This window comes from Burkholderia semiarida (assembly GCF_029268935.1).
GTDB lineage: Bacteria > Pseudomonadota > Gammaproteobacteria > Burkholderiales > Burkholderiaceae > Burkholderia > Burkholderia semiarida.
In genome coordinates this window covers 1225200-1248325 of record NZ_JAHLCL010000007.1, presented here as the reverse complement: position 1 = coordinate 1248325, position 23126 = coordinate 1225200, and the positions used below count along the sequence as shown (strand labels likewise).

The 23126-nt window shown below is 68.8% G+C and carries 19 protein-coding genes; 11 read left to right on the top strand and 8 right to left on the bottom strand.

Annotation, left to right across the window (positions count from 1 at the left end):
• The first annotated feature begins 43 nt into the window (after window positions 1-43).
• Entirely contained in the window at window positions 44-1252 is a 1209-nt protein-coding gene (locus KPB06_RS18655) for an EamA family transporter (RefSeq protein ID WP_104012340.1), read from the top strand.
• Window positions 1253-1288: 36 nt separating this feature from the next.
• On the opposite strand, the gene KPB06_RS18650 is transcribed toward KPB06_RS18655, so the two are convergent.
• The 7 genes from KPB06_RS18650 to KPB06_RS18620 form a co-directional block, all read right to left on the bottom strand.
• Complete coding sequence (locus KPB06_RS18650; RefSeq protein ID WP_104012331.1) at window positions 1289-2488, bottom strand: MFS transporter; 1200 nt, start codon at window positions 2486-2488, stop codon at window positions 1289-1291.
• Between the two features lie 167 nt (window positions 2489-2655).
• The gene (locus KPB06_RS18645) at window positions 2656-3480 is read right to left on the bottom strand and encodes a phosphodiesterase (protein WP_104012330.1); all 825 of its coding nucleotides are present in this window, start codon (window positions 3478-3480) and stop codon (window positions 2656-2658) included.
• An 84-nt stretch (window positions 3481-3564) separates the two neighbouring features.
• The gene (locus tag KPB06_RS18640) at window positions 3565-4596 is read right to left on the bottom strand and encodes an ABC transporter ATP-binding protein (RefSeq protein WP_059573919.1); all 1032 of its coding nucleotides are present in this window, start codon (window positions 4594-4596) and stop codon (window positions 3565-3567) included.
• A 24-nt stretch (window positions 4597-4620) separates the two neighbouring features.
• Complete coding sequence (locus tag KPB06_RS18635) at window positions 4621-5517, bottom strand: ABC transporter permease (RefSeq protein WP_104012329.1); 897 nt, start codon at window positions 5515-5517, stop codon at window positions 4621-4623.
• 10 nt (window positions 5518-5527) lie between these two features.
• Window positions 5528-6352, bottom strand: a complete 825-nt coding sequence (locus tag KPB06_RS18630) for an ABC transporter permease (RefSeq protein ID WP_059644126.1) — start codon at window positions 6350-6352, stop codon at window positions 5528-5530.
• Between the two features lie 17 nt (window positions 6353-6369).
• Window positions 6370-7398, bottom strand: a complete 1029-nt coding sequence (locus tag KPB06_RS18625) for an ABC transporter substrate-binding protein (RefSeq protein ID WP_059644129.1) — start codon at window positions 7396-7398, stop codon at window positions 6370-6372.
• Between the two features lie 58 nt (window positions 7399-7456).
• Window positions 7457-8482: a LacI family DNA-binding transcriptional regulator gene (locus tag KPB06_RS18620; protein WP_060965807.1), complete on the bottom strand. Its 1026-nt coding sequence runs from the start codon at window positions 8480-8482 to the stop codon at window positions 7457-7459.
• A gap of 888 nt (window positions 8483-9370) precedes the next feature.
• Here KPB06_RS18620 and KPB06_RS18615 point away from each other — a divergent pair.
• From KPB06_RS18615 to KPB06_RS18585, 7 genes are all read left to right on the top strand, one after another.
• Entirely contained in the window at window positions 9371-9997 is a 627-nt protein-coding gene (locus tag KPB06_RS18615) for a flavin reductase family protein (RefSeq protein WP_059573915.1), read from the top strand.
• Window positions 9998-10414: 417 nt separating this feature from the next.
• Window positions 10415-11647, top strand: a complete 1233-nt coding sequence (locus KPB06_RS18610; protein ID WP_059573914.1) for a 3-methyl-2-oxobutanoate dehydrogenase (2-methylpropanoyl-transferring) subunit alpha — start codon at window positions 10415-10417, stop codon at window positions 11645-11647.
• Window positions 11648-11649: 2 nt separating this feature from the next.
• A complete protein-coding gene (locus KPB06_RS18605) occupies window positions 11650-12690 on the top strand; it encodes an alpha-ketoacid dehydrogenase subunit beta (protein WP_059573913.1) in 1041 nt (346 codons plus the stop codon).
• A 1-nt stretch (window position 12691) separates the two neighbouring features.
• Window positions 12692-14014, top strand: coding sequence for a dihydrolipoamide acetyltransferase family protein (locus KPB06_RS18600; protein ID WP_059573912.1), 1323 nt, complete (start codon window positions 12692-12694; stop codon window positions 14012-14014).
• 4 nt (window positions 14015-14018) lie between these two features.
• Window positions 14019-15410: a dihydrolipoyl dehydrogenase gene (gene lpdA, locus KPB06_RS18595; protein ID WP_060011479.1), complete on the top strand. Its 1392-nt coding sequence runs from the start codon at window positions 14019-14021 to the stop codon at window positions 15408-15410.
• Window positions 15411-15733: 323 nt separating this feature from the next.
• Window positions 15734-16363, top strand: coding sequence for an NAD(P)H-binding protein (locus KPB06_RS18590; protein WP_060011481.1), 630 nt, complete (start codon window positions 15734-15736; stop codon window positions 16361-16363).
• Between the two features lie 393 nt (window positions 16364-16756).
• The gene (locus KPB06_RS18585) at window positions 16757-18187 is read left to right on the top strand and encodes a purine-cytosine permease family protein (protein WP_059573909.1); all 1431 of its coding nucleotides are present in this window, start codon (window positions 16757-16759) and stop codon (window positions 18185-18187) included.
• Window positions 18188-18257: 70 nt separating this feature from the next.
• Here the strand turns inward: KPB06_RS18585 and KPB06_RS18580 are convergent, their stop codons facing one another.
• Window positions 18258-19214 (bottom strand): LysR family transcriptional regulator, encoded by a 957-nt coding sequence (locus KPB06_RS18580; RefSeq protein ID WP_050015147.1) that lies wholly within the window; start codon window positions 19212-19214, stop codon window positions 18258-18260.
• Window positions 19215-19404: 190 nt separating this feature from the next.
• Here KPB06_RS18580 and KPB06_RS18575 point away from each other — a divergent pair, with 190 nt between their 5' ends.
• Genes KPB06_RS18575 through KPB06_RS18565 form a run of 3 tightly spaced genes read left to right on the top strand, consistent with a single transcriptional unit; the run spans window position 19405 to window position 23065 of the window.
• On the top strand, window positions 19405-20715 hold the full coding sequence (locus KPB06_RS18575) for an MFS transporter (protein WP_059573908.1): 1311 nt from the start codon (window positions 19405-19407) through the stop codon (window positions 20713-20715).
• Window positions 20716-20746: 31 nt separating this feature from the next.
• The gene (locus tag KPB06_RS18570) at window positions 20747-22018 is read left to right on the top strand and encodes a Zn-dependent hydrolase (protein ID WP_059573907.1); all 1272 of its coding nucleotides are present in this window, start codon (window positions 20747-20749) and stop codon (window positions 22016-22018) included.
• A gap of 24 nt (window positions 22019-22042) precedes the next feature.
• Window positions 22043-23065, top strand: a complete 1023-nt coding sequence (locus KPB06_RS18565; RefSeq protein ID WP_059573906.1) for a histone deacetylase family protein — start codon at window positions 22043-22045, stop codon at window positions 23063-23065.
• The last annotated feature ends 61 nt before the right edge of the window (window positions 23066-23126 follow it).

Genomic DNA, 23126 nt, shown 5'->3' with positions numbered 1-23126 from the left:
CTTTCCGCGGAGCACGCGACGCGACGTGCGGGCGGGCAGCGCAATGACACCGCTCGACCGCCTTCTCGATTTCCTCGCCCGATTTTCGTTCCGGATCCGCCTGCCCCAAAGCCGCGGCGGTCGCGTGGCGCTGGCGCTCGTCTTCATCTATTTCGTCTGGGGCTCGACTTACAGCGGGCTGCATTTCGCGCTGCAGTCGTTTCCGCCGCTGCTGCTGTCGGGGCTGCGCAACCTGCTCGGTGGGGTCGGCCTGTTCATCTTCGCGCTGCGGCGCAAGCCCGAATGGCCGACGCTGCTGGAAATCCGCAACTCGGCGATCGTCGGCACGATGCTCGTCGCGCTGTCGTCCGGCACGATCGCGCTCGGCATGCGCACGGTCAGCAGCGGGTCGGCCGCGGTGATGGTGGCCACGGTGCCGCTGTTCGCGACCGTGATCGCGGCGGTCGCCGGGCGGCCGGTGGCGAAGGGCGAATGGGCGGCCGTCGCGCTCGGGATGGTCGGCATCGTCGTGCTGAATTCGGGCGGCGCGGCCGCCGCGAACTCGGCGCTCGGCACGATCTGCGTGCTGGCCGGCGCACTGTTCTGGGCGGGCGGCGCGCATCTCGCGACGCGGCTCAAGCTGCCGTCCGACCTGTTCCTGTCGACGTCGCTGCAGATCGGCCTCGGCGGGCTGATGTCGACGATCGTCGCGTGGCTGTTGGGCGAACGCGTCGAACAACTGGCCGTCGGGTCGGTGTTCGCGTTCGTGTACCTGATGGTGTTCTGCACGATGGCCGCGTACGTCGCGTACGGCTATCTGATCCGCCATACGAGCCCGATCATCGCGAGCAGCTGCATGTACGTGAATCCCATCGTCGCGGTCGCGCTCGGTGCGCTACTGCTGGGCGAACCGGTGACGATGGCGACCGTCGTTGCGACCGTCGCGATTCTCGGCAGCGTCGGGTTGTCGTTCGTGTTCGATCCGGCGCGTCGGCCTGCGGCTGCTACGGCCACCGCCTCGGCCGCCACTTCACCGGCCGCACCGGCCGCACCGGCCGCGGCGGTGGAGCAGGCGCTCACAAGCGATGCTTCGCCGCCGTCCGAGCCGATGGCGACCCCCGATCCGGCGCCGATTCTCGCGCCTTCGGCCGTCCCGTTGGCGGTACCGACGCCTGCCGCGGTGATGGATCCCGGCGCGGTGATCGACCCGGCCCCGGCGTTCGCGCCGCCGCCCGCCGCCGCCGAGCCGGCCGCCGCGCGCACCGACGCGTGACGCCGCCGCAGCCGTAGCAGCCGCAGCCGATCCCGCTCAGCCGCGCCGGCCGCCGCGATGGTGGGACCAGCCGGCGAGCGCGGCAAACAGCAGGCCGGCCGCGCACATGCCGGTCCAGCCGAACGCGCGCCATGCGGCGACGCCGGCCGACGAGCCGAGCGCGCCGCCGATGAAGTAGCACACCATGTACACCGTGTTCACGCGGCTGCGCGCGTCGGGCTTCAGCGCATAGATGCGCGACTGGTTCGAGATCTGCGCGGCCTGCACGCCCACGTCGAGCACGATCACGCCGATCACGAGCCCGACGAGGCTCGACCCCGACAGCGCGAAGATCACGAACGACAGCGCGAGCAGCGCGATCGCGAGCGAGATGATCGCGCGTGGGCCGCGCGTGTCCGCGAAGCGGCCCGCATAGGGCGCGGCGAGCGCGCCCGCGGCGCCGACGATCCCGAACAATCCGGCTGCCTGCGGGCCGAGATGGAACGGCGCGCCGGCGAGCAGCAGCGTGAGCACGGGCCAGAATGCGCTGAACGCCGCGAACAGCGCGGCGCCCGTCAGCGATGCCTCGCGCAGCCCCCGCAATTCGACGGCCAGATGCCACATCGAGCCGAGCAGCTTGCCGTACGACAGCGTCGACGTCGGCGAGCTGCGCGGCAGCCGCAGCACGATCACGACGGCGAGCGCGACGAGCGCCGCGACCGAGGCGGCGAACACCGCACGCCAGCCGAAATACTCGGCGACGAAGCCGGCGGCGGTACGCGCGAGCAGGATGCCGAGCAGCAGGCCGCTCATCACGGTGCCGACCGCGTGGCCGCGTTCGGCCGGCGGCGCGATTTCGGCGGCGAACGGCACGGCCTGCTGCGCGATGGTCGCGAGGATGCCGATCGCGAGGCTCGCGATCGCGAGCACGGCCAGCGACGGCGCGGCGGCCGCCACGATCAGCGCGATCGACAGCCCGGCGATCTGCAGCAGGATCAGCCCGCGGCGATCGAAACGGTCGCCGAGCGGCGCGAGCAGGAACATGCCGGCCGCATAGCCGAGCTGCGTCGCGGTCGGCACCGCGCCGATCCATGACGCGCCGTCCGGAAAGGTCGCGCGGAAGCTGTCGAGCAGCGGCTGGTTGTAGTAGATGTTGGCGACCGACACGCCCGCGATCGTCGCGAGCAGCAACAGCAGGCTGCGCGAGTAGTGGGGCGAGGCGGCGTCGGTCGGACGATCGGTGGAGGCGGTGGACATGGCGGCGGCAACGAAGTGGGGCGGCGCGGCAGGCGGCGCACGCGTCGGATGCGCCGGCAGGCCGGGCGCCGGTCGAGGCTGCCGATCATACCGGAGCGACGCGAATCCTGCCGGCGGCAAGCCGGCGCGACGGGCCGGCCTTCGCCCGTCACCGCGCTTCACATCGGTCAGTCGACCAGCTCGCCCGTCGGCTCGTAGAACGGATACGGCCCCGCGCCTTCGTCGATATACACGTGATGCGACGTCATCCCCATATCGGGCGCATGACGGTGGACCGCGAACGCCGGCGGTTCGAGCCGGAACGCGGACGGCGCGTCGGCCCGCAGGTCGAACGCGACCTGGTGCGCGGGCGACGGCACCGCGCACGCGAGCGTGCCGCCGAAGCGCGTGAACATCGTGCGGTGCACGTGGCCGCACAGCACGCGCTCGACGTTCGGATGCGCGCGCAGCAGCGCATCGAGTTTCGCCGCGGCGCCAGGTGCGAGACGCAGCTTGTCCATGTGGCCGATGCCCGACACGAACGGCGGGTGATGCAGCGCGACGATCACCGGCTGCGCGCGCGCGGCGTCGAGCTGCGCGGCGAGCCACGCGAGCCGCGCGTCGCACAGGTCGCCGTGGCTCGCGCCCGGCACCTGCGAATCGAGCGCGAGCACGCGCACCGCGCCGACATCGAGCGCGTACTGCACGAATTTGCCGTCCTGCAACTCGGCGCGATCGGCGAACGCACGGCGCAGACCGGCACGGTCGTCGTGATTGCCGATCATCAGGTAGTACGGCATCTCGAGTGCCGCGAGCAGCTCGCGCAGGTTGCCGTACTCTTCATCGTGGCCGAAGTCGGTCAGGTCGCCGGTGACGAGCACGGCGTCGGGGCGCGGCACGAGTGCGTTCAGCTTCGCGATGCAGCGCGCGAGCGCGGCCCCGGTGTCGACGCGCCGGTACGCGAGCTGGCCCGGCCGCTTGATGTGGAGATCGCTGATTTGAGCAAGCAGCATCGTCGTTCCTCGGAATCGTCTGGTTGTTGTCGCGGCGGCGTGCGCCGTCGTGGGGGGCTGCATGCATGATGCCCGATCGGCGGCTTACGCGCCGAGCGCGATCAGGCCTTCCGGCGCGATCGTGAGACCGACCGCCGTGCCGCGCGCGAGCGCGATGCGGCCCGGTACGTCGATCACGAGCGCGTCGGGCGCCGCATCCTCGATCGTGAGCCGCGTGCGCTCGCCGAGGAACGCGCATGCGCCGACCGCCCCGCGCAGCGGCGCGTGCGCGGGATCGGCGAGTTGCGCGTCCTCGGGGCGGAAGAACCATTCGTCGGCCGCATGCGGCGTGACGATCGCGCCGCCCGTCGTTGCGAGCGCCCCGTCGCGCCACTGGCCCGCCAGCCGGTTCAGCGTGCCGATGAAGTGCGCGACCGTGCGGTTCGCGGGGTGGTAGTAGATCTCGCGCGGCGTGCCGATCTGCTCGATGCGGCCCGCGCCCATCACGACGATCCGGTCGCCGAGCTCCATCGCCTCGGCCTGATCGTGCGTCACGTAGACGGTCGTCACGCCGAGCGCGCGCAGCAGCGCGTTCATGTCGCGGCGCAGCACGTCGCGCAGCTTCGCGTCGAGCGCGGTCAGCGGTTCGTCGAGCAGCAGCACGCGCGGCCGCACCGCGAGCGCACGCGCCAGCGCGACGCGCTGACGCTGGCCGCCCGACAGTTGATCGACCGGTTTGTCCGCATGCGCGTCGAGCCGCATCATCGCGAGCAGTTCGTCGACGCGTTCGCGCAACGCTCGCGGCGCGGTCTTGCGGATCTTCAGCCCGTAGCCGACGTTGCCGCGCACCGTCAGGTTCGGAAACAGCGCGTAGTTCTGGAACACCATGCCGACCTGCCGGCGCTCGATCGGCAGCGCGGTCACGTCGTCGTCGCCGAACGCGATCGTGCCGCCGGCGTCCGGCGTGTCGAGGCCCGCGATCAGGCGCAGCGTGGTCGTCTTGCCGCAGCCGGACGGCCCGAGCAGCACGAGCGTTTCCCCGGCGCCGATCGACAGGTCGAGCGGCTCGAGCACGCGTGTGCCGCGGAACGTCTTCGCGCAGCCGGTCAGGGTGATGGGCGTGGAATCGAGTTTCATGGAATCGGTAAAGTCAGCACAGGGTCAGTGCGGGCGCTTCTTCAGCGCACGCGTACCGGACGGATCGACGCCGAGCCACTGCATCGCGACGAGCAGCGGCAGCGTCATCAGCAGGAACAGGATCGTGTACGCGCTGCCGACTTCGAGGCGCAGCGACGCATAGGTATCGGCGAGCCCGACCGGCAGCGTCTTGGTGTCGGGCGTATGCAGCATCCACGTGAGGTTGAACTCGCCGATCGACAGCGTGAGCACCGCGAGCGCGCCGGCGACGATGCCCGGCCGCAGGTTCGGCAGCACGATCGTGACGAAGCGCGTGACGAACGACGCGCCGAGGCTCGCCGCGCCTTCCTCGAGCGTGCGCAGGTCGGCGCCGGCCGCAACCGCCGCGACCGCGCGCACCATGAACGGCAGCGTGAACACGACGTGGCCGACGACGATGAACCACAGGCTCATCCGGAATGCGGTGAAGCCGCCGTACACGACCAGCAGCGCGAGCGCCGAGGCCAGGCCCGGCAGCGCGACCGGCAGCACGAGCGCTTCCTCGATCGCACGCGCGACGCGGCTCTTGCTGCGCGCGAGCGCATAGCCGGCCGGCACGCCGATCGCGAGCACGATCGCGAGCGTCGCGAACGCGACGTAGAGCGACAGCGCGACCGAGCCGTGATACTGCTGCCACACCTGTTCGAGCCAGCGCAGCGTGAGGCCGCTCGACAGCCCGCGGAAATAATTGACGGTGAGGCCCGCGAGCACCGACATCACGACGGGCACGATCAGGAACGCGCACAGCAGCAGCGTGACGCTCCATTGCAGCGCGGCGATCGCGCGCGCGCCCGTGACGCGCGGTGCACGTCGTGCGACGCCGTTCGCATGCGACGGAGCGGGCGCCGACGACAGCGTGGAAGAGCCGGAAAGCGATTGCATGAAGGAATCCTCAGGCCGCGGCGGCGGCGGTGTGGCCGGTGAAGCGGCGCGCGAGCGCGAGCACGGCCCAGGTGACGATGCCGAGCACGATCGACAGGCCGGCCGCCGTCGCGATGTTCGCGTTCAGCGTGAACTCGGTGTAGATCGTCATCGGCAGCACGTTCAGGTCGGTGGCGAGCGTAAACGCGGTGCCGAACGCGCCCATCGCGGTCGCGAAGCAGATCGCGCCGGCCGCGATCAGGCCCGGCGCGAGCGCGGGCAGCACGATGTCGACGAAGATGCGCCACGGCGACGCGCCGAGCGAACGCGCCGCTTCCTCGAGCGACGCGTCGAGCTTCGACGCGGCCGCGATCACGGTGACGATCACGCGCGGAATCGAGAAATACAGGTAGCCGATGAACAGGCCGGCAACCGAGTACGCGAACACCCACTTGTCGCCCGTGAGCTTCGCCGACAGCATGCCGATCAGCCCCTGGCGCCCGGCGAGCATGATCACCATGAAGCCGACGACGACGCCCGGGAACGCGAGCGGAAACGTGAGCAGCGCGAGCAGCACGCGCTTGCCGGCGAATTCGCGGCGCGCGAGCAGCAGGCCCGAGATCGTCGACAGCGCGAGCGTCGCGAGCGTGACGCCCGCGGACAGCGCGACCGTCTCGCCGAGGCTCTTCATGTAGCGCGCATTGCCGAGCAGCGCCGCGTAGTGCGAGAAGAAGGCGCCGTCGGCGGACACCTGCACGAGCGACGCCATCGGCAGCAGCCAGAACGCGGCGAATACCGCGAGCGCCGGCGCGACGAGCGCGATGCGCCAGCGCAGCGGGAAAGTCAGGTCGAGCATCGGTTGCGTCCCGCGGCTTACTGCATCACTTGCAGGTACTGCTGGCCGAACGCCTGCTGGCCGGCCGCCATCTTGCCGAAGTCGACCGGCTTGGCGCGCGCGTATTCGCTCGCCGGCAAGAACTTCGCGGCGACGTCGGCGCCGAGCGCCTGCGCGCGCACCGGGCGCAGGTACGCATTGGCCCACAGCTTCTGGCCTTCGTCGGACAGCACGAAATCGAGCACCTTCCTGCCGTTCGCGTCGTGCGGCGCGCCCTTCACGAGGCTCATCACGTACGGTACCGCGATCGTGCCTTCCTTCGGAATCACGAATTCGACGTTCGCGTTGTCCTTGTATTTCGCGCGATACGCGTCGAAGTCGTAGTCGAGCAGGATCGGAATCTCGCCGGACAGCACGCGCGCATACGCGGTCTGCTTCGGCACGATCGGCGCATTTGCCTTCAGCTTGCGAAACCAGTCGAGCGCCGGCTTGAAGTTGTCGAGGCTGCCGCCGAGCGCCTGGTTGACGGCGACGGCGCCCGCGTAGCCGACGAACGCGCTCGACGGATCGAGGTAGCCGACCATGCCCTTGTATTCGGGCTTCAGCAGATCGGCCCACGAGCGCGGCACCGGCTTGCCGTCGAGCGCGTCCTTGTTCACGAAGAAGCCGAGCGTGCCCGAGTGGATCGCGAACCAGTAGCCTTGCGGATCCTTCAGGTTCGCGGGAATGTCGTTCCAGTGCGCGGGCTTGTACGGTGCGATCACGCCCTTGTCCTTTGCCTGGAACGCCGACGACACGCCCAGGTAGACGACGTCGGCGACCGGGCTCTTCTGCTCGGCAATCAATTGCGCGATCGACTGGCCCGAGTTCTTGTTGTCGAACGGCACGCGAATGCCGGTTTTCTGCTTGATCGCCGCGATCTGCGCGGCCCAGTCCGCCCATTCGGGCGGGCAGTTGTAGCAGATCGCCGTTTCGTCGGCATGAGCCGCGGGGGCGCCGGCGACGAGCGCGGCAAGGGCGAGCGGCGCGGCAAGCGCGCGCAGCAGCGAGGTCAGGCGAAAGGACACGGTGGGTCTCCGGGCGAGTGGGAGGGTGGTCGGTGTGCGTGGCGCGTGCGTGTTGCGATCAGGCCTTGCGCAGTTGCAGGTCGGTGGCGGGCGGCGCAATCGTCGCACCGTCGCGCACCGCATGCGGCAGGATCGTCGACGTGCGGTCGATCGCCGCGCCGCCGATGCATTCGACGAGACGCTGCCACGCGTGGCAGCCGATGTCGTGGTTCGGCGTCGCGACGCTCGCGAGCGGCGGCGCGAGCAACTCGCCGATCGCGATGCCGTCGAAGCCGAGCACCGACAGATCGTCGGGAATCGAGAAACCCGCGCGGCGCAGGCCGCGCATCACGACCATCGCGAGCAGGTCGTTGCTGCAGAAGAGGGCGGTCGGGCGCGTGGCGTGCGCGGTGAGATGCGCGAGCACCGCATCGGGCAGTTCGGGTGCGTTGAAGTCGACCTCGACGGGCGGCAGCGGGGCCACGCCGCTTTCCTTGAGCGCCTGCGCATAACCGAGATGACGCTGGCGCGCGCGATCTGACGCGGCGAGCGAACCGGCCAGCATCAGCACGCGGCGGTGGCCGCGCGCGGTCAGCAATTGCACGCCGTCATGGGCGGCGCGGCGGTTGTCGACCGACACCGACGGACGGCGCCGCGTGTCGTTGTGCATCAGCACGTAGTGCGGGCCGTCGCGGTCGAGCATGTCGAGCAGCGGGTGCGTGTCCGCATCGGCGACGGTGAGGATCAGCCCTTCGACGCGCTGCTCGCGCAGCGTCTCGATCGCATGACGTTCGCGCGCCGCATCGTATTCGGTGGTCATCAGGATCAACTTGAAACCGGCCGCGGTCGCGAGCGCGTCGATGCCTTGCAGGCAGTCGGCGAACACCGGGTTCGACAGCGTCGGCACGACGACGCCGACAAGCCGCGTGCGTTCGCCGCGCAGTTGCCGGCCGAGCGGACTCGGGCGGAACTGCAGCGTGTCGATGGCGGTGCGGATCGTCTGCAGCGTGGCGGGGCTGACGGTATGCGGCGCGTTGATCGCACGCGAAACGGTGGCGATCGAGAAGCCCGCGAGGGCAGCGACGTCCTTGATGGTCGAGGTCATGAAGTCATGCGATGTAAACGTTTTCGGCCGGGGAATTATCGAAAACGTTTGTGACTTCGCGATGACGCATGCGACGCTTGTTTCGCGAACGGCACGACACAAACGTCAGACGGTTGACGGCGTCGGACGACGCGCGACCGATTGTATCGACGGAGGCGGCGGCGCGGGATGAAATCGTCGGGCGTGGTGTCGGTATCGAATGCGCGGGCCGAGGCGGTGCGACGATGGCCGGTGTCGCGATGCGGCGCGGCGGAATAAGGGAACGCATGCGCCAAGCAATGGTAGAATCGCGTCCGCCCTCTTGCCGGGGTGATGAAATTGGTAAACATAGCGGACTTAAACGATTGAGTGCCCGGCCGGAAACGGTCGGTGCAGAACCCTTCAAATTCGGCGAAACCCCTGATGCGCGCATCGAGGCAACGCCGAGCCAAGCCTCGCGGCACCCGCGAGGAAGGTGTAGAGACTAGACGGGGGGCGCCTAAGGCGCACGGGCAGCGGTCACGCCCGCGCGCGACGGTGAAGGCATAGTCCAGCGCACGAACGGTTCTCGCACGCGAGGCCGGCTTTGAAAGAAGCAGTGTGACGAAAATCCGCCGCCTTAACTGGCTTGCCGGTTCGAGTCCGGTCCCCGGCACCATCGATTGCGTCGACGCGATCGATTCGATGACGGTGTAAAAAACCCGCGAGAAATGCAGCGCTCGCGGGTTTTTTATTGCGTGCACGCATGTGCGGCGGCACGCCGGCGTGGCTCGCGATGAGCTTCGCTGCGCCGAAAACGGCGCCATGTGATACTGGCACGCTCGTCGCGGCGTACGCCAGCGTCACCCTGGCGAACGCGTCCCCCGACCGCTTTTTCCCCATCGTTTGCCTCTCGCCAGACCACCCGTCATGACCGACTCGACCCATCACTATTACGAACCGTCGCAAGGCCACGGCCTGCCGCACGATCCGTTGAACGCGATCGTGGGCCCGCGCCCGATCGGCTGGATTTCATCGCGCGGCAGCGACGGCACGCTGAACCTCGCGCCGTACAGCTTCTTCAACGCGTTCAACTACCGCCCGCCGATCATCGGCTTTTCGAGCACCGCCGCGAAGGACAGCGTGCGCAACGTGCAGGAGACTGGCGAGTTCGTGTGGAATCTCGCGACGCGCGATCTCGCGGAGCGGATGAACCAGACCTGCGCCGCCGTGCCGTACGACGTGAACGAATTCGAACTCGGCGGCCTGACCGCGGTGCCGTCGCGTCTCGTGAATGTGCCGCGTGTCGCGGAAAGCGGTGTGAACTTCGAATGCAAGGTGACCGACGTGATCCGGCTGCGCGATCATCACGGTGTCGAGACACCAGCCACGCTGGTGCTGGGCGAGGTCATCGCGGTCCATATCCGCCACGACCTGCTGAAGGACGGCATCTTCGACACGTTCGGCGCGGGCATCATTCTTCGTGCGGGCGGCCCGTCGGCGTACGTGCACGTGAAACCCGACAGCCGCTTCGACCTGTTCCGTCCCGACGCGTGATCGATCGCGCGCCGCAGTAAGCCGGCAACCGGCGCGTACAAGCGCCCGAACCAGACGCAAGACCCCGCGGAGATCCCAGGATTTCTCCCGGGGTCTTTTGCTTCGTACCCTCACATGATCGGGACGGTGCCGATCCGTCCGTTCCTCGATGCCCGCTCGTCGTCCCAGCCCCGGCGACGATGCGCTGCAGCAAACCCGTCCTTCGCCGCCTCCGCCCGCCGCACTCACGAGCCGCCGACCGCGCCATGGCAAATCTGCTCACCACGAACGAGCGGCTTGGGCATCGACGCCCGCCGCTGCCAGGCATAAATTTCCAAGGTTGACGCGCTTATCCGCGCGCCAGCTCACGCGCGGGCCGGCAACCGGCTCGCGCGTTCCCAACCAGCGTGAGACACAATCGAGCGTGGAGACGACACGATGAGCCTGTCAGAGCCATTGCGTCTGCATGTGCCGGAGCCCACCGGGCGCCCGGGCTGCAAGACGGACTTTTCCTATCTGCATCTATCGCCGGCCGGCGCCGTTCGGCGCCCGCCGATCGACGTAGCCGCGGCGGACACCGCCAATCTCGCCCGCAGCCTCGTGCGCGTGCTCGACGACAGCGGCAAGGCCGTCGGCCCGTGGGCGCCCGATCTCGACGATGCGCGACTGATCGCCGGGCTGCGCGCGATGCTCAAGACCCGCATTTTCGACGCGCGCATGATGATCGCGCAGCGCCAGAAGAAAATCTCCTTCTACATGCTGAGCCTCGGCGAAGAGGCGATCGGCACCGCGCACGCGATGGCGCTGCGCGACGGCGACATGTGCTTTCCGACCTATCGGCAGCAGAGCATCCTGATCGCGCGCGACGTGCCGCTCGAACGGATGATCTGCCAGCTGATGTCCAACGAAGGCGATCCGCTGAAGGGCCGCCAGCTTCCGGTGATGTACTCGGATCGCGAAGCCGGCTTCTTCTCCATTTCCGGCAACCTCGCGACGCAGTTCATCCAGGCGGTCGGCTGGGCGATGGCGTCGGCGATCAAGGGCGACACGAAGATCGCGTCCGCATGGATCGGCGACGGCGCGACGGCCGAGGCCGATTTCCACACCGCGCTCACGTTCGCGCACGTGTACCGTGCGCCGGTCGTGCTGAACGTCGTCAACAACCAGTGGGCGATCTCGACGTTCCAGGCGATCGCGGGCGGCGAGGGCACGACCTTCGCCGGGCGCGGCGTCGGCTGCGGGATCGCGTCGCTGCGCGTCGACGGCAACGACTTCCTCGCGATCTACGCGGCGTCGAGCTGGGCGGCCGAGCGCGCGCGCCGCAATCTCGGCCCGACGCTGATCGAGTGGGTGACCTACCGCGCGGGCGCGCATTCGACGTCGGACGATCCGACCAAGTACCGGCCGAGCGACGACTGGTCGCATTTCCCGCTTGGCGACCCGATCGAGCGCTTCAAGCGTCACCTGATCGTGAAGGGCATCTGGTCGGACAGCGCCCATGACGCGTTGACGGCCGAGCTCGAGGCCGAGGTGATCGCCGCGCAGAAGGAAGCCGAGAAATACGGGACGCTGGCCGACGACCGGATTCCGTCGCCGGCCTCGATGTTCGACGACGTGTACAAGGAGCTGCCCGCGCACCTGCGCCGTCAGCGCCAGGAACTGGGAGCGTGATCATGGCGCGACACGAAACGGATACGGCGACGCAGCCGATGACGATGATCCAGGCGCTGCGCTCCGCGATGGACGTGATGCTCGGGCGCGACAGCGATGTGGTCGTGTTCGGGCAGGACGTCGGCTATTTCGGCGGCGTGTTCCGCTGTACCGAAGGACTACAGAACAAATACGGCAAGTCGCGCGTGTTCGATGCGCCGATCTCGGAAGGCGGGATCGTCGGCGCGGCGGTCGGGATGGGCGCGTACGGATTGCGGCCCGTCTGCGAGATCCAGTTCGCCGACTATTTCTATCCGGCTTCCGACCAGATCGTGTCGGAAGGCGCGCGGCTGCGCTACCGCTCGGCCGGCCAGTTCACCGCGCCGATGACGATCCGGATGCCGTGCGGCGGTGGCATCTACGGCGGGCAGACGCACAGCCAGAGCCCGGAGGCGATGTTTACGCAGGTGTGCGGGCTGCGCACGGTGATGCCGTCGAATCCGTACGACGCGAAAGGGCTGTTGATCGCATCGATCGAGAACGACGATCCGGTGATCTTCCTCGAACCGAAACGGCTGTACAACGGCCCGTTCGACGGCCATCACGAACGGCCGGTCACGTCGTGGCTCAAGCATCCGGCGAGCGCGGTACCCGAAGGCTACTACACGGTGCCGCTCGATACGGCCGCCATCGTGCGGCCCGGCAACGACGTGACGGTGCTGACGTACGGCACGACCGTGCACGTGTCGCTGGCCGCGGCCGAGGAGACGGGCATCGACGCGGAAGTGATCGACTTGCGCACGCTGTGGCCGCTCGATCTCGATACCGTCGTCGCGTCGGTGCGCAAGACCGGGCGCTGCGTCGTGGTGCACGAGGCGACGCGCACCTGCGGCTATGGCGCGGAGCTCGTATCGCTGGTCCAGGAACACTGCTTCTATCACCTCGAAGCGCCGGTCGAGCGCACGACGGGCTGGGACACGCCGTATCCGCATGCGCAGGAATGGGCGTACTTTCCGGGGCCGACGCGGGTCGGTGAAGCGTTGCGACGCGTGATGGAGGCGTGAGATGGGGATTCATGTCATCAAGATGCCGGATATCGGCGAAGGGATCGCCGAGGTCGAGCTGGTGGCCTGGCATGTGGAAGTCGGGCAGACGATCAAGGAGGACCAGCCGCTCGCCGACGTGATGACCGACAAGGCGGCGGTCGAGATTCCGTCGCCGGTGGCGGGCAAGGTGATCGGGCTGGGCGGCCGGATCGGCGAGATGATGGCGGTCGGCAGCGAGCTGATTCGGCTGGAAGTCGAAGGCGACGGCAACCTGAAGGCGGCGGCACCGGTGCGAGAAACGAAGGTAGCAACCGCACCGGTCGCGTCGGCGACGTCGAAGCCGGTGGCCGACGCGCCGTCCGAATCGCCCGAGCGGCCCGAGCCGCCCGCGCATGCGGCGCATCGCGTACCGGCGAAACCGCGCCGCGACGAACCGGCCGCGCAGCCGCGCGCGGCGCTCGCGCCGGGCGAACGGCCGCTCGCGTCGCCTGCCGTGCGTCAGCGTGCGTGGGACATGGGTATCGAGCTGCGCTACGTGCGCGGCACCGGCGAAGCCGGGCGGATCCTGCATGCGGATCTCGATGCGTATGCGCGTACCGGCGGCACCGCGAGCGGCGCGCAACCGCGCGGCTACGACGAACGCCATGACCAAACCGACGTGCCGTTGATCGGCCTGCGGCGCGCGATCGCGCGCAAGATGCAGGAAGCGAAACGCCGCATCCCGCATTTCAGCTACGTCGAGGAAATCGACGTGACCGAGCTCGAATCGTTGCGCGCGGAACTGAACCGCCGCCACGGCGACACGCGCGGCAAGCTCACGCCATTGCCGCTGCTGATTCGCGCGATGGTGATCGCGCTGCGCGATTTCCCGCAGATCAACGCGCGTTTCGACGACGAGGCGGGCGTCGTCACGCGCTACGGCGCGGTGCACATGGGCGTCGCGACGCAGACCGACGGCGGCCTCACGGTGCCCGTGCTGCGCCATGCGGAAGCGCGCGACGTGTGGTCGATCTCGGCGGAAATCGCGCGGCTCGCCGACGCGGTGCGCGCGAACCGTGCGCAGCGCGACGAGCTGAGCGGCTCGACGATCACGATCTCGAGCCTCGGCGCGCTCGGCGGCATCGTGTCGACGCCGGTGATCAATCATCCGGAAGTGGGCATCGTCGGCGTAAACCGGATCGTCGAGCGGCCGATGATCCGCGACGGCGCGATCGTCGCGCGCAAGATGATGAACCTGTCGTCGTCGTTCGATCATCGCGTCGTCGACGGCGCGGATGCGGCCGAATTCATCCAGGCCGTGCGCGCGGTGCTCGAACGCCCGGCACTGCTGTTCGTGGAGTGAGCCGATGAAGAACGAACACACCACACTGCTCGTCATCGGCGGCGGCCCGGGCGGCTACGTGGCCGCGATCCGCGCCGGCCAGCTCGGCATCCCGACCGTGCTCGTCGAACGCGACCGGCTCGGCGGCACCTGCCTGAACATCGGCTGCATTCCGTCGAAGGCGCTGATCCACGTGGCCGACGCGTTCGAACAGGCGTGCGGCCACGCGGGCGAAGAGGCGCTCGGCATCCGTGTGCGCACGCCGGAGATCGACATCGCGAAAAGCGTCGCCTGGAAGGACGGCATAGTCGAGCGGCTGACGCGCGGCGTCGGCGCGCTGCTCAAGAAGAACGGCGTGCGCGTGCTGCACGGCGAAGCGCGCGTGATCGACGGCAAGACCGTGGAAGTGGTCGCCGGCAGCCATACGGTGCGGATCGGCTGCGAACATCTGTTGCTCGCGACCGGGTCCGAGCCGGTCGAGCTGCTGTCGATGCCGTTCGGCGGACACGTCGTGTCGTCCACCGAAGCGCTGTCGCCCGCGACGCTGCCGAAGCGGCTGGTCGTCGTCGGGGCCGGCTATATCGGGCTCGAACTCGGGATCGTCTATCGCAAGCTCGGCGTCGACGTCAGCGTCGTCGAAGCGGCCGAGCGCGTGCTGCCCGCGTACGATGCCGAACTCGTGCGGCCGGTTGCCGATTCGCTCGCGCGGCTCGGCGTGCGGCTGTGGCTCGGCCACAAGGTGCTTGGGCTGGCCAAGGACGGCGCGGTGCGCGTGCAGGCGGCCGATGGCGCCGAGCAGACGTTGCCGGCCGACCGCGTGCTGGTTGCCGTGGGCCGCCGGCCGCGCGTCGACGGGTTCGGACTCGAGACGCTGATGCTCGATCGCAACGGCCGCGCGCTGCGGATCGACGACGCATGCCGGACCTCGATGCGCAACGTGTGGGCGATCGGCGATGTCGCGGGCGAGCCAATGCTCGCGCATCGCGCGATGGCGCAAGGCGAGATGGTGGCCGAGCTGATCGCCGGCCGGCGCCGCCGGTTCACGCCCGCGTCGATTCCAGCCGTGTGCTTCACCGATCCCGAGATCGTGACGGCCGGCTGGTCGCCGGACGACGCGCACGCGGCCGGCGTCGATTGTCTGAGCGCGTCGTTTCCGTTCGCCGCGAACGGGCGCGCGATGACGTTGCAGGCGACCGACGGATTCGCGCGCGTCGTCGCGCGGCGCGACAATCATCTGATCGTCGGCTGGCAGGCGGTCGGGCGCGGTGTATCGGAGCTGGCCGCGGCGTTTTCGCAGTCGCTGGAGATGGGCGCGCGGCTGGAAGACATCGGCGGCACGATCCACGCGCATCCGACGCTCGGTGAAGCGCTCCAGGAAGCGGCGTTGCGTGCGCTCGGGCATGCGCTGCATGTCTGACGTCATCGCCTGACGGGGCGCCGCCGGTGCGTCACGCACGTATCGGCGGCGCTCGCGGCGTCTGATGCACTTCATGTTGTTCATCGGTATCGGCACGCGCCGGTCCCGAAGCCGATCCGGTTGCCCGTACTCGCACGCCGGGTCGGGAACGCGCGCAACGGCAGCGCCGGCCGCGCCGCATTCGATCGCATCCGACAGTGCCGTAATTTTTCGAGACGAGGGGAGGGTTGCCGCCGCCGCGTCGGCCGACGATCATGTCGATAGCCGGAAACCGGGCCGCCTGGGTCCGCCAACGCAGGCTCCCTCCACACGGAATAGCGGACATGAAACTGCTGCTCGTCGGTGCGACCGGACTCGTCGGGCGCCACGTCCTCGAAGCCGCGCTGGCCGATGCGCGGGTCGATCAGGTGATCGTCCTCGCGCGCCGGCCGTTGTCGCCGCATCCGAAGATGCGCGCGCTGGAAGTCGATTTCGACCATCTGCCCGACGCGGCCGACTGGTGGCGCGCGGATGCCGTGATCTGCACGCTCGGCACCACGATGCGGGCGGCCGGTTCGCAGGCGGCCTTCCGGCGCGTCGATCACGACTATCCGCTCGCGGTCGCGCGGCTCGCGCACCGGCACGGCACGCCAACCTACGTGCTGAATTCCGCACTCGGCGCGGATGCTGCTTCGCGGATCTTCTACAACCGCGTGAAGGGCGAGGTCGAACAGGCGCTCGCCGGCGTCGGGTTCGATTCGCTCACGTACGGGCGACCGGGCCTGATCGGCGGCAGCCGCGACGAGTTTCGATTCGGCGAACGGCTGCTGGTGTTCGCGCTGAGCGCCGCCGCGCCGGTGCTGCCGGCGAAGTGGCGCGTGAATCCCGCGTCGCGGATTGCGCGCGCCTTGCTCGACGCGGCGATCGACGCACGGCCGGGCGTGCGGGTCGTCGCATCCGACCGGCTCGTCTGACGCGGCCGGGGCGGTGCGCTCGGCAGGCCATTCGTCTGCGCTTGCCGTGCAGTGACGGCTGCTCCCGATCGACTACCCCAGGCCAGCAAAATTTTCATTTTCCCGACATCCGGCTCGCGCCGAAATTGCGTGGGCGCGCCGCAATTGCTGGGACGATTTCGAAAATCCGTCGATTCCGGGTAATCACCGATATCTCGTAAGTTGTATATACAAGATCATCCGCTGGCAATGTCGGCACCCATCGTGCCGCTTGCGCGCCAGCGTGCGGACCATGCGTGCGTGGTGCATGCCGGCGATCCACGGCGCCCCGCATTCGCGGAGCCGAAAGAGTGGCGCGCAGCTTCCTGTCCCGTTCAAACCATGTGTGGTCCTGAGTATCGTGGAGATCGACCCGTGTCAACGAATTCCAGTGGAAAAGCCGGCGGACTGATCGAGGTACGCTCGATCGACTTCATTCCCGACGCCGAGCGCCACGGCGGCCTGCTGAGCCAGTTCACGCTGTGGCTGTCGGCGAACATGCAGATCACCGCGATCGTCACGGGCGCGCTCGCGGTCGTGCTCGGCGGCGACGTGTTCTGGTCGCTGGTCGCGCTGCTGCTCGGCCAGCTCGTCGGCGGCGCGGTGATGGCGCTGCACGGCGCGCAGGGCCCGCAGCTCGGCTTGCCGCAGATGATCTCGAGCCGCGTGCAGTTCGGCGTGTACGGCGCGATGATTCCGATCGTGCTCGTGTGCCTGATGTACATCGGTTTTTCCGCGAGCGGCTCGGTGCTGGCCGGGCAGGCCGTCGCGCAACTGCTGCACGTCGACGACGCGGCCGGCATCCTGCTGTTCGCGGCCGTGATCGTCGTGCTGACCGTGTTCGGCTATCGCGCGATCCACTTCGTCGGCCGGATCGCGAGCGTGGTCGGCATCGTCGCGTTCATCTACATGTTCGTGCAACTGTTCGCGAACCACGACGTCGGCGCGCTGCTCGCGAACAAGCATTTCTCGCTGGCGAGCTTCCTGCTCGCGATGTCGCTGTCCGCGTCGTGGCAGATCGCATTCGGCCCGTACGTGGCCGACTATTCGCGCTACCTGCCGCGCGCGACGTCGTCGGTCGCGACGTTTCTCGCGGTCGGCCTCGGCTCGGTGATCGGCGCGCAGGCGGCGATGGTGTTCGGCGTGTTCGCGGCCGCGCTCGCCGGCAGCCAGTTCGCGCACCATGAAGTGTCGTATATCGTCGGCCTGGGCTCGACGGGCGCCGTGGCCGCGCTGCTGTATTTCAGCATCGCGTTCGGCAAGGTGACGGTGACGGCGCTCAACGCGTACGGCAGCTTCATGTCGATGGCGACGATCGTCAGCGGCTTTCGCGGCAAGGGCGCGGTGTCGTCGAAGAGCCGCCTCGCGTACATCCTCGGGATGATCTGCGTGTCGACGCTGATCGCGCTCGCGGGCCGTCATTCGTTCCTGAAGGAATTCACCGCGTTCATCCTGTTCCTGCTCGCGTTCTTCACGCCGTGGAGCGCGATCAACCTCGTCGATTACTACTGCTTCACGCGTTCACGCTACGACGTGCCGGCGCTGTCCGATCCGGACGGCCGCTACGGCCGCTGGAACGGGATGGCGATCGCGATCTACGTGGTCGGCATCCTGGTGCAACTGCCGTTCATGTCGACGCACATCTACACGGGGCCGCTCGTCGACGCGCTCGGCGGCACCGACATCTCGTGGATCCTCGGCCTCGTCGTGCCGGCCGTGCTGTATTACGTCGGCGCCCGCGCGTCGCGACGCAGCATTCCCGAACGCCTGATTCTGCCGCTCGAACGCGGCGAGGTTCACCACTGACGACACGTCTCGCGCATCGGGCGGGCACGCCGCCGACTCGAGCGCCGGGCCGGGCGCTGCCCACGGGCCGTCACTTCCCCAGTCGCTCCGCGAGCGAGTAGCGCTGCATGCAGCGCTCCATCGCGTCGAGAAACGCGTGCTCGGCCGCATTCATCTTGCGGTCGCGATGCCATAGCAGGAACACGTCGACGTCGACGAGCCCGTCGTCGGGCGGCAGCCGCCACAGCCGTTGCTGCGCGATGTCGTCGCGCACGATGTGCTCGGGCAGGCAGCCGATCCCGTAGCCGGCGAAGATCAGCCGCCGCACTTCGTCGAGGCTCGGCGACGATGCGACGATGCGCCCCGTAAAACCCTTCTGGTCGCGGAACACCGTGAGCGGCGACAGGCTGTCGCCGATCTGGTCGCTCGTAAACGACACGAAATTCTCCGCGAGCAGATCGTCCATCCGCAACTGCGTCTGCCCGAACAGCCGGTGATGGCGGCCGCAGTAGATCGCATAGCGCTGGCGCAGGAAGCAGCGCATCTCCAGCTTGTCGTGCGGCGTGCGGCACAGGCCGAGCCCGGCCGTGGCCGTTTTCTGCAGCAGCGACGACAGGATGTCCGACGAGCGCATTACTTCGATCTGCAGATCGATACGCGGATACGCGCGATGGAAATCCGCGAGGAATTCGTCGTAGACGGGCGATTCGATGCGGCTCACCGTCAGCAGCCGGATCGAGCCGGTCAGGTCGGCCGTGCTGTCGTCGATTTCGGTTTCGAGGCGCGAGATGCCGCCGTAGATGTCGCTCGCGATCCGGTACACGGCTTCGCCGGCCGGCGTCGGCGCGAAGTGCGCGCCGCGCCGCTCGATCAGCCGGCGCTCGAGCGTCTCCTCGAGCCGACGCAGCGCCTGGCTCACGGCCGGCTGCGTGACGTGCAGGCGGGCCGCCGCGCGGCTCACGCTGCGCTCCTGCATGATCACCAGATAGGTGCGCAGCAGGTTCCAGTCGAGGCGGTCGTTCAGGAACGGGGCGAGATCGGGGCGCATCGGGTCTCCGGACAGGGCGGCGGCTAGTCATTAGTTGAATTTATACGGAGAATAATAACTTGAAATTTGACTAATGATTTGCGGCCACCGATAAAGGAGGGGCGCCGCAGCGTGCGGCGCGAGGCCGCGACAGACGGCCGTCGTCACGATATTGCGTGCCGCCCCGCCGCGGCGCGCGTCAGGAGCCCGCATGAGCCAGTCCCTTCCTTCCGCCCGCCAGCCGGCACGCGCCGCGACGGCCGCGTTCATCGGCACGATGATCGAGTGGTACGACTTCTACATCTACGCGACCGCCGCCGCGCTCGTGTTCGGCGAACTCTATTTCCCGTCGCACGACCCGTTCGTCAGCACGATGGCATCGTTCGCGACGTTCGCGGTCGGCTTCTTCGCGCGCCCGCTCGGCGGCGTGATCTTCGGCCATCTCGGCGACCGCATCGGCCGCAAGAAGGCGCTGATGACGACGCTGATGATGATGGGCGTCGCAACCGTGTGCGTCGGGCTGCTGCCCGCCTATTCGAAGGTCGGCATCCTTGCACCGGTGCTGCTCGTCGCACTGCGCGTCGTGCAGGGGATCGCGGTCGGCGGCGAGTGGGGCGGTGCGGTGCTGATGGCGGGCGAGCATGCGCCGCAGGGGCGCCGCACGTTTTTCGCGTCGTTCGCGCAGCTCGGCAGCCCGGCCGGGCTGATCCTGTCGCTGGTCGCGTTCCGCGCGGTCACGTCGATGGACAAGGCCGACTTCCTCGCGTGGGGCTGGCGCCTGCCGTTTCTCGCGAGCGCGGTGCTGCTCGTGGTCGGCATCCTGATCCGGCTCGGCGTGAACGAGTCGCCGGAATTCGCGCGGGTGAAGGAAGCCAACCGCACGGTGAAGCTGCCGGTCGCGGAAGTGTTCCGCTCCGCGTCGGGGCTCGTGCTGCTCTGCATCGGTGCGAACACGATCGGCATCGCGGGCGTCTATTTCACGAACACGTTCATGATCGCGTACACGACGCAGTATGTCGGCGTCTCGCGCTCGCTGATCCTCGACAGCCTGTTCGCGGTCGCGATCATCCAGTTCTTCGCGCAGCCGCTCGCCGCGTGGATCGCCGAGCGCATCGGCGGCGCGCGCTTCCTGAAGCTCGCGGCGCTGCTCGCGATGCTGTCGCCGTATCCGATGTTCATGCTCGTGCAGGGCGGCACGTCCGCGTCGCTGATCGCCGGCATCGCACTGGCCGTCGTCTGCATGGCCGGGTTCTATTCGGTGATCGCGGGCTTCGTCAGCGACGTATTTCCCGCGCACGTGCGCTATTCGGCGATCTCGCTCGCCTACCAGATTTGCGGCGCGATCGCGGGCGGCCTGACGCCGCTCGTCGGCACGTGGCTCGCGCATCGCTTCACGGGCCAGTGGTGGCCGCTCGCGGTGTTCTACACGTGTCTCGCCGGCGTTTCGCTGCTCTGCATCGTCGCGCTCGACGCGCGCCGTGCCGCGCAGCCGGCCGCCGCCGAAGCGCTCGGCTCGCATTGACCCTCAACGCACGAATCGATCCGGAATCCCTATGAACGACCTGCTGGAAATCGACGGCGCCCGCCTGTGGCGGAGCCTGGCCGACATGGCGCGCGTCGGCGCGACGCCGCGCGGCGGTGTACGGCGCCTCGCGCTCACCGATGACGACCGCCGCGGGCGCGACCTGTTCACACAATGGTGCCGCGACGCGGGGCTGACGGTGAGCGTCGATGCCGTCGGCAACCTGTTCGCGCGGCGCGACGGCGCCGATGCGCACGCCGCGCCGGTGCTGATCGGCAGCCATCTCGACACGCAGCCCGAAGGCGGTCGCTTCGACGGCGTGTACGGCGTGCTCGCCGCGCTCGAACTCGTGCGCACGCTGAACGACGCGGACATCGCGACCGACAAGCCGCTCGAGATCGTGTCCTGGACCAACGAGGAAGGCGCGCGCTTCGCGCCGGCGATGCTCGGCTCGGCCGTGTTCACGGGCGCGTTGCCGCTCGACGATGCGCTCGCGAAGCAGGACGCCGACGGCGTCACGCTCGGCGCGGCGCTCGACGCGTGCGGCTACCGCGGCACGCGCGCCACGGGCGGGGCGGTCGATGCATATTTCGAGGCGCACATCGAACAGGGCCCCGTGCTCGAAGCGAACGGCACGACGATCGGCATCGTCACGGGCGGGCAGGCGATCCGCTGGCTCGACGTGACGGTGACGGGCGTGGCCGCGCACGCGGGCACGACGCCGATGCCGTATCGCAAGGATGCGTATTTCGCGAGCGCGCAAATCGCGCTCGAACTCGAGCGGATCGTCGCCGGTTACGCGCCGCGCGGGCTCGCGACGATCGGGCAGGTTGGCATCCGCCACGCGTCGCGCAACACGATTGCCGGCGACCTGACGTTCACGGTCGACCTGCGTCATCACGACGATGCGGAAGTCGATGCGATGGAGCGCGACCTGCGCGACGCCTGCGCTCGCGTGGCCGCCGCGCGAGGCGTGCAGGTGTCGGTCGAGACCTGCTGGCGCAGCCCGGCGACGCCGTTCGACCGCGAGTGTGTCGGGCTGGTCGCGCAGGCTGCTGCCGCGTTCGGCTACACGCACGAGCGGATCGTGAGCGGCGCCGGCCATGACGCAATCCTGCTCGCGCGCCGCTTCCCGACCGCGATGGTGTTCATCCCGTGCGTCGACGGGCTGTCGCACAACGAAGCCGAGGATGCATTGCCCGACGACGTGACGCGCGGCACGAACGTGCTGCTCCATGCGGTGCTGGCGCGCGCGGGAATCGCGGCGCGCGTCGACGCGGCGGCGGCCACGCACGATGCCTGAAACGGCGAATCGATGAGGATTCCGATGAAAACCTATTTCCATCCCGAACAATTGCTGCACCACCCGCGCAGCTACCTGTCGCGCGGCCGGATGCGCGAACCGCAGGAAGTGCCGGAACGTGCGGCGCGGCTCGTCGCGGCCGTCCGGTCGCTCGACTTCGACGTGCGCGAGCCGGCCGACCGCGGCACCGCACCGATCGCGGCCGTGCACGACATGAACTACCTGCGCTTTCTCGAGGACGCGCACCGCGACTGGAAGCAGATGCCCGACGACTGGGGCGACGAAGTGATGTCGAACGTGTTCGTGCGCGATCCGAATCCGTTGCGCGGCGTGCTCGCGAAAGCCGCGCGCTATCTGGCCGACGGCAGTTGCCCGGTGGGCGCGAACACATGGCGCGCGGCGTACTGGTCCGCGCAGGGCGCACTGGCGGCCGCGGCCGACGTCAACGACGGCGCGCGCGAAGCGTACGCGCTGTGCCGGCCGCCCGGCCATCATGCGCGCCGCGACGCGGCCGGCGGCTTCTGCTACCTGAACAATGCGGCGATCGCCGCGCAGGCGCTGCTGGGCCGCCATCGGCGCGTCGCGATCCTCGATACCGACATGCATCACGGGCAGGGCGTGCAGGAGATCTTCTACGGCCGCGACGATGTGCTGTACGTGTCGATCCACGGCGACCCGACCAACTTCTACCCGGTCGTCGCGGGTTACGAGGACGAGACGGGAACGGGGGCCGGCGACGGCTTCAACCTCAACCTGCCGATGCCGCACGGCGCGCCGGAGTCGGCGTTCTTCGAGCGGCTCGACGACGCGCTGCGCGCGCTCGCGCGGTTCCAGCCCGATGCGCTCGTGCTCGCGCTCGGCTTCGACATCTACAAGGACGATCCGCAATCGCAGGTCGCGGTCACGACCGACGGGTTCGGGCGGCTCGGCGGCGCGATCGGCGCGCTCGGGTTGCCGACGGTGATCGTGCAAGAGGGCGGCTATCACCTCGAGAGTCTCGACGCGAACGCGCGCGCGTTTTTCGGCGGGTTTGGCGCTCGGCGCTGACCGGGCCGTCGAACCGATCGCACGCCGAAAATGAAAACGGCCGCATGGCGCGGCCGTGAGC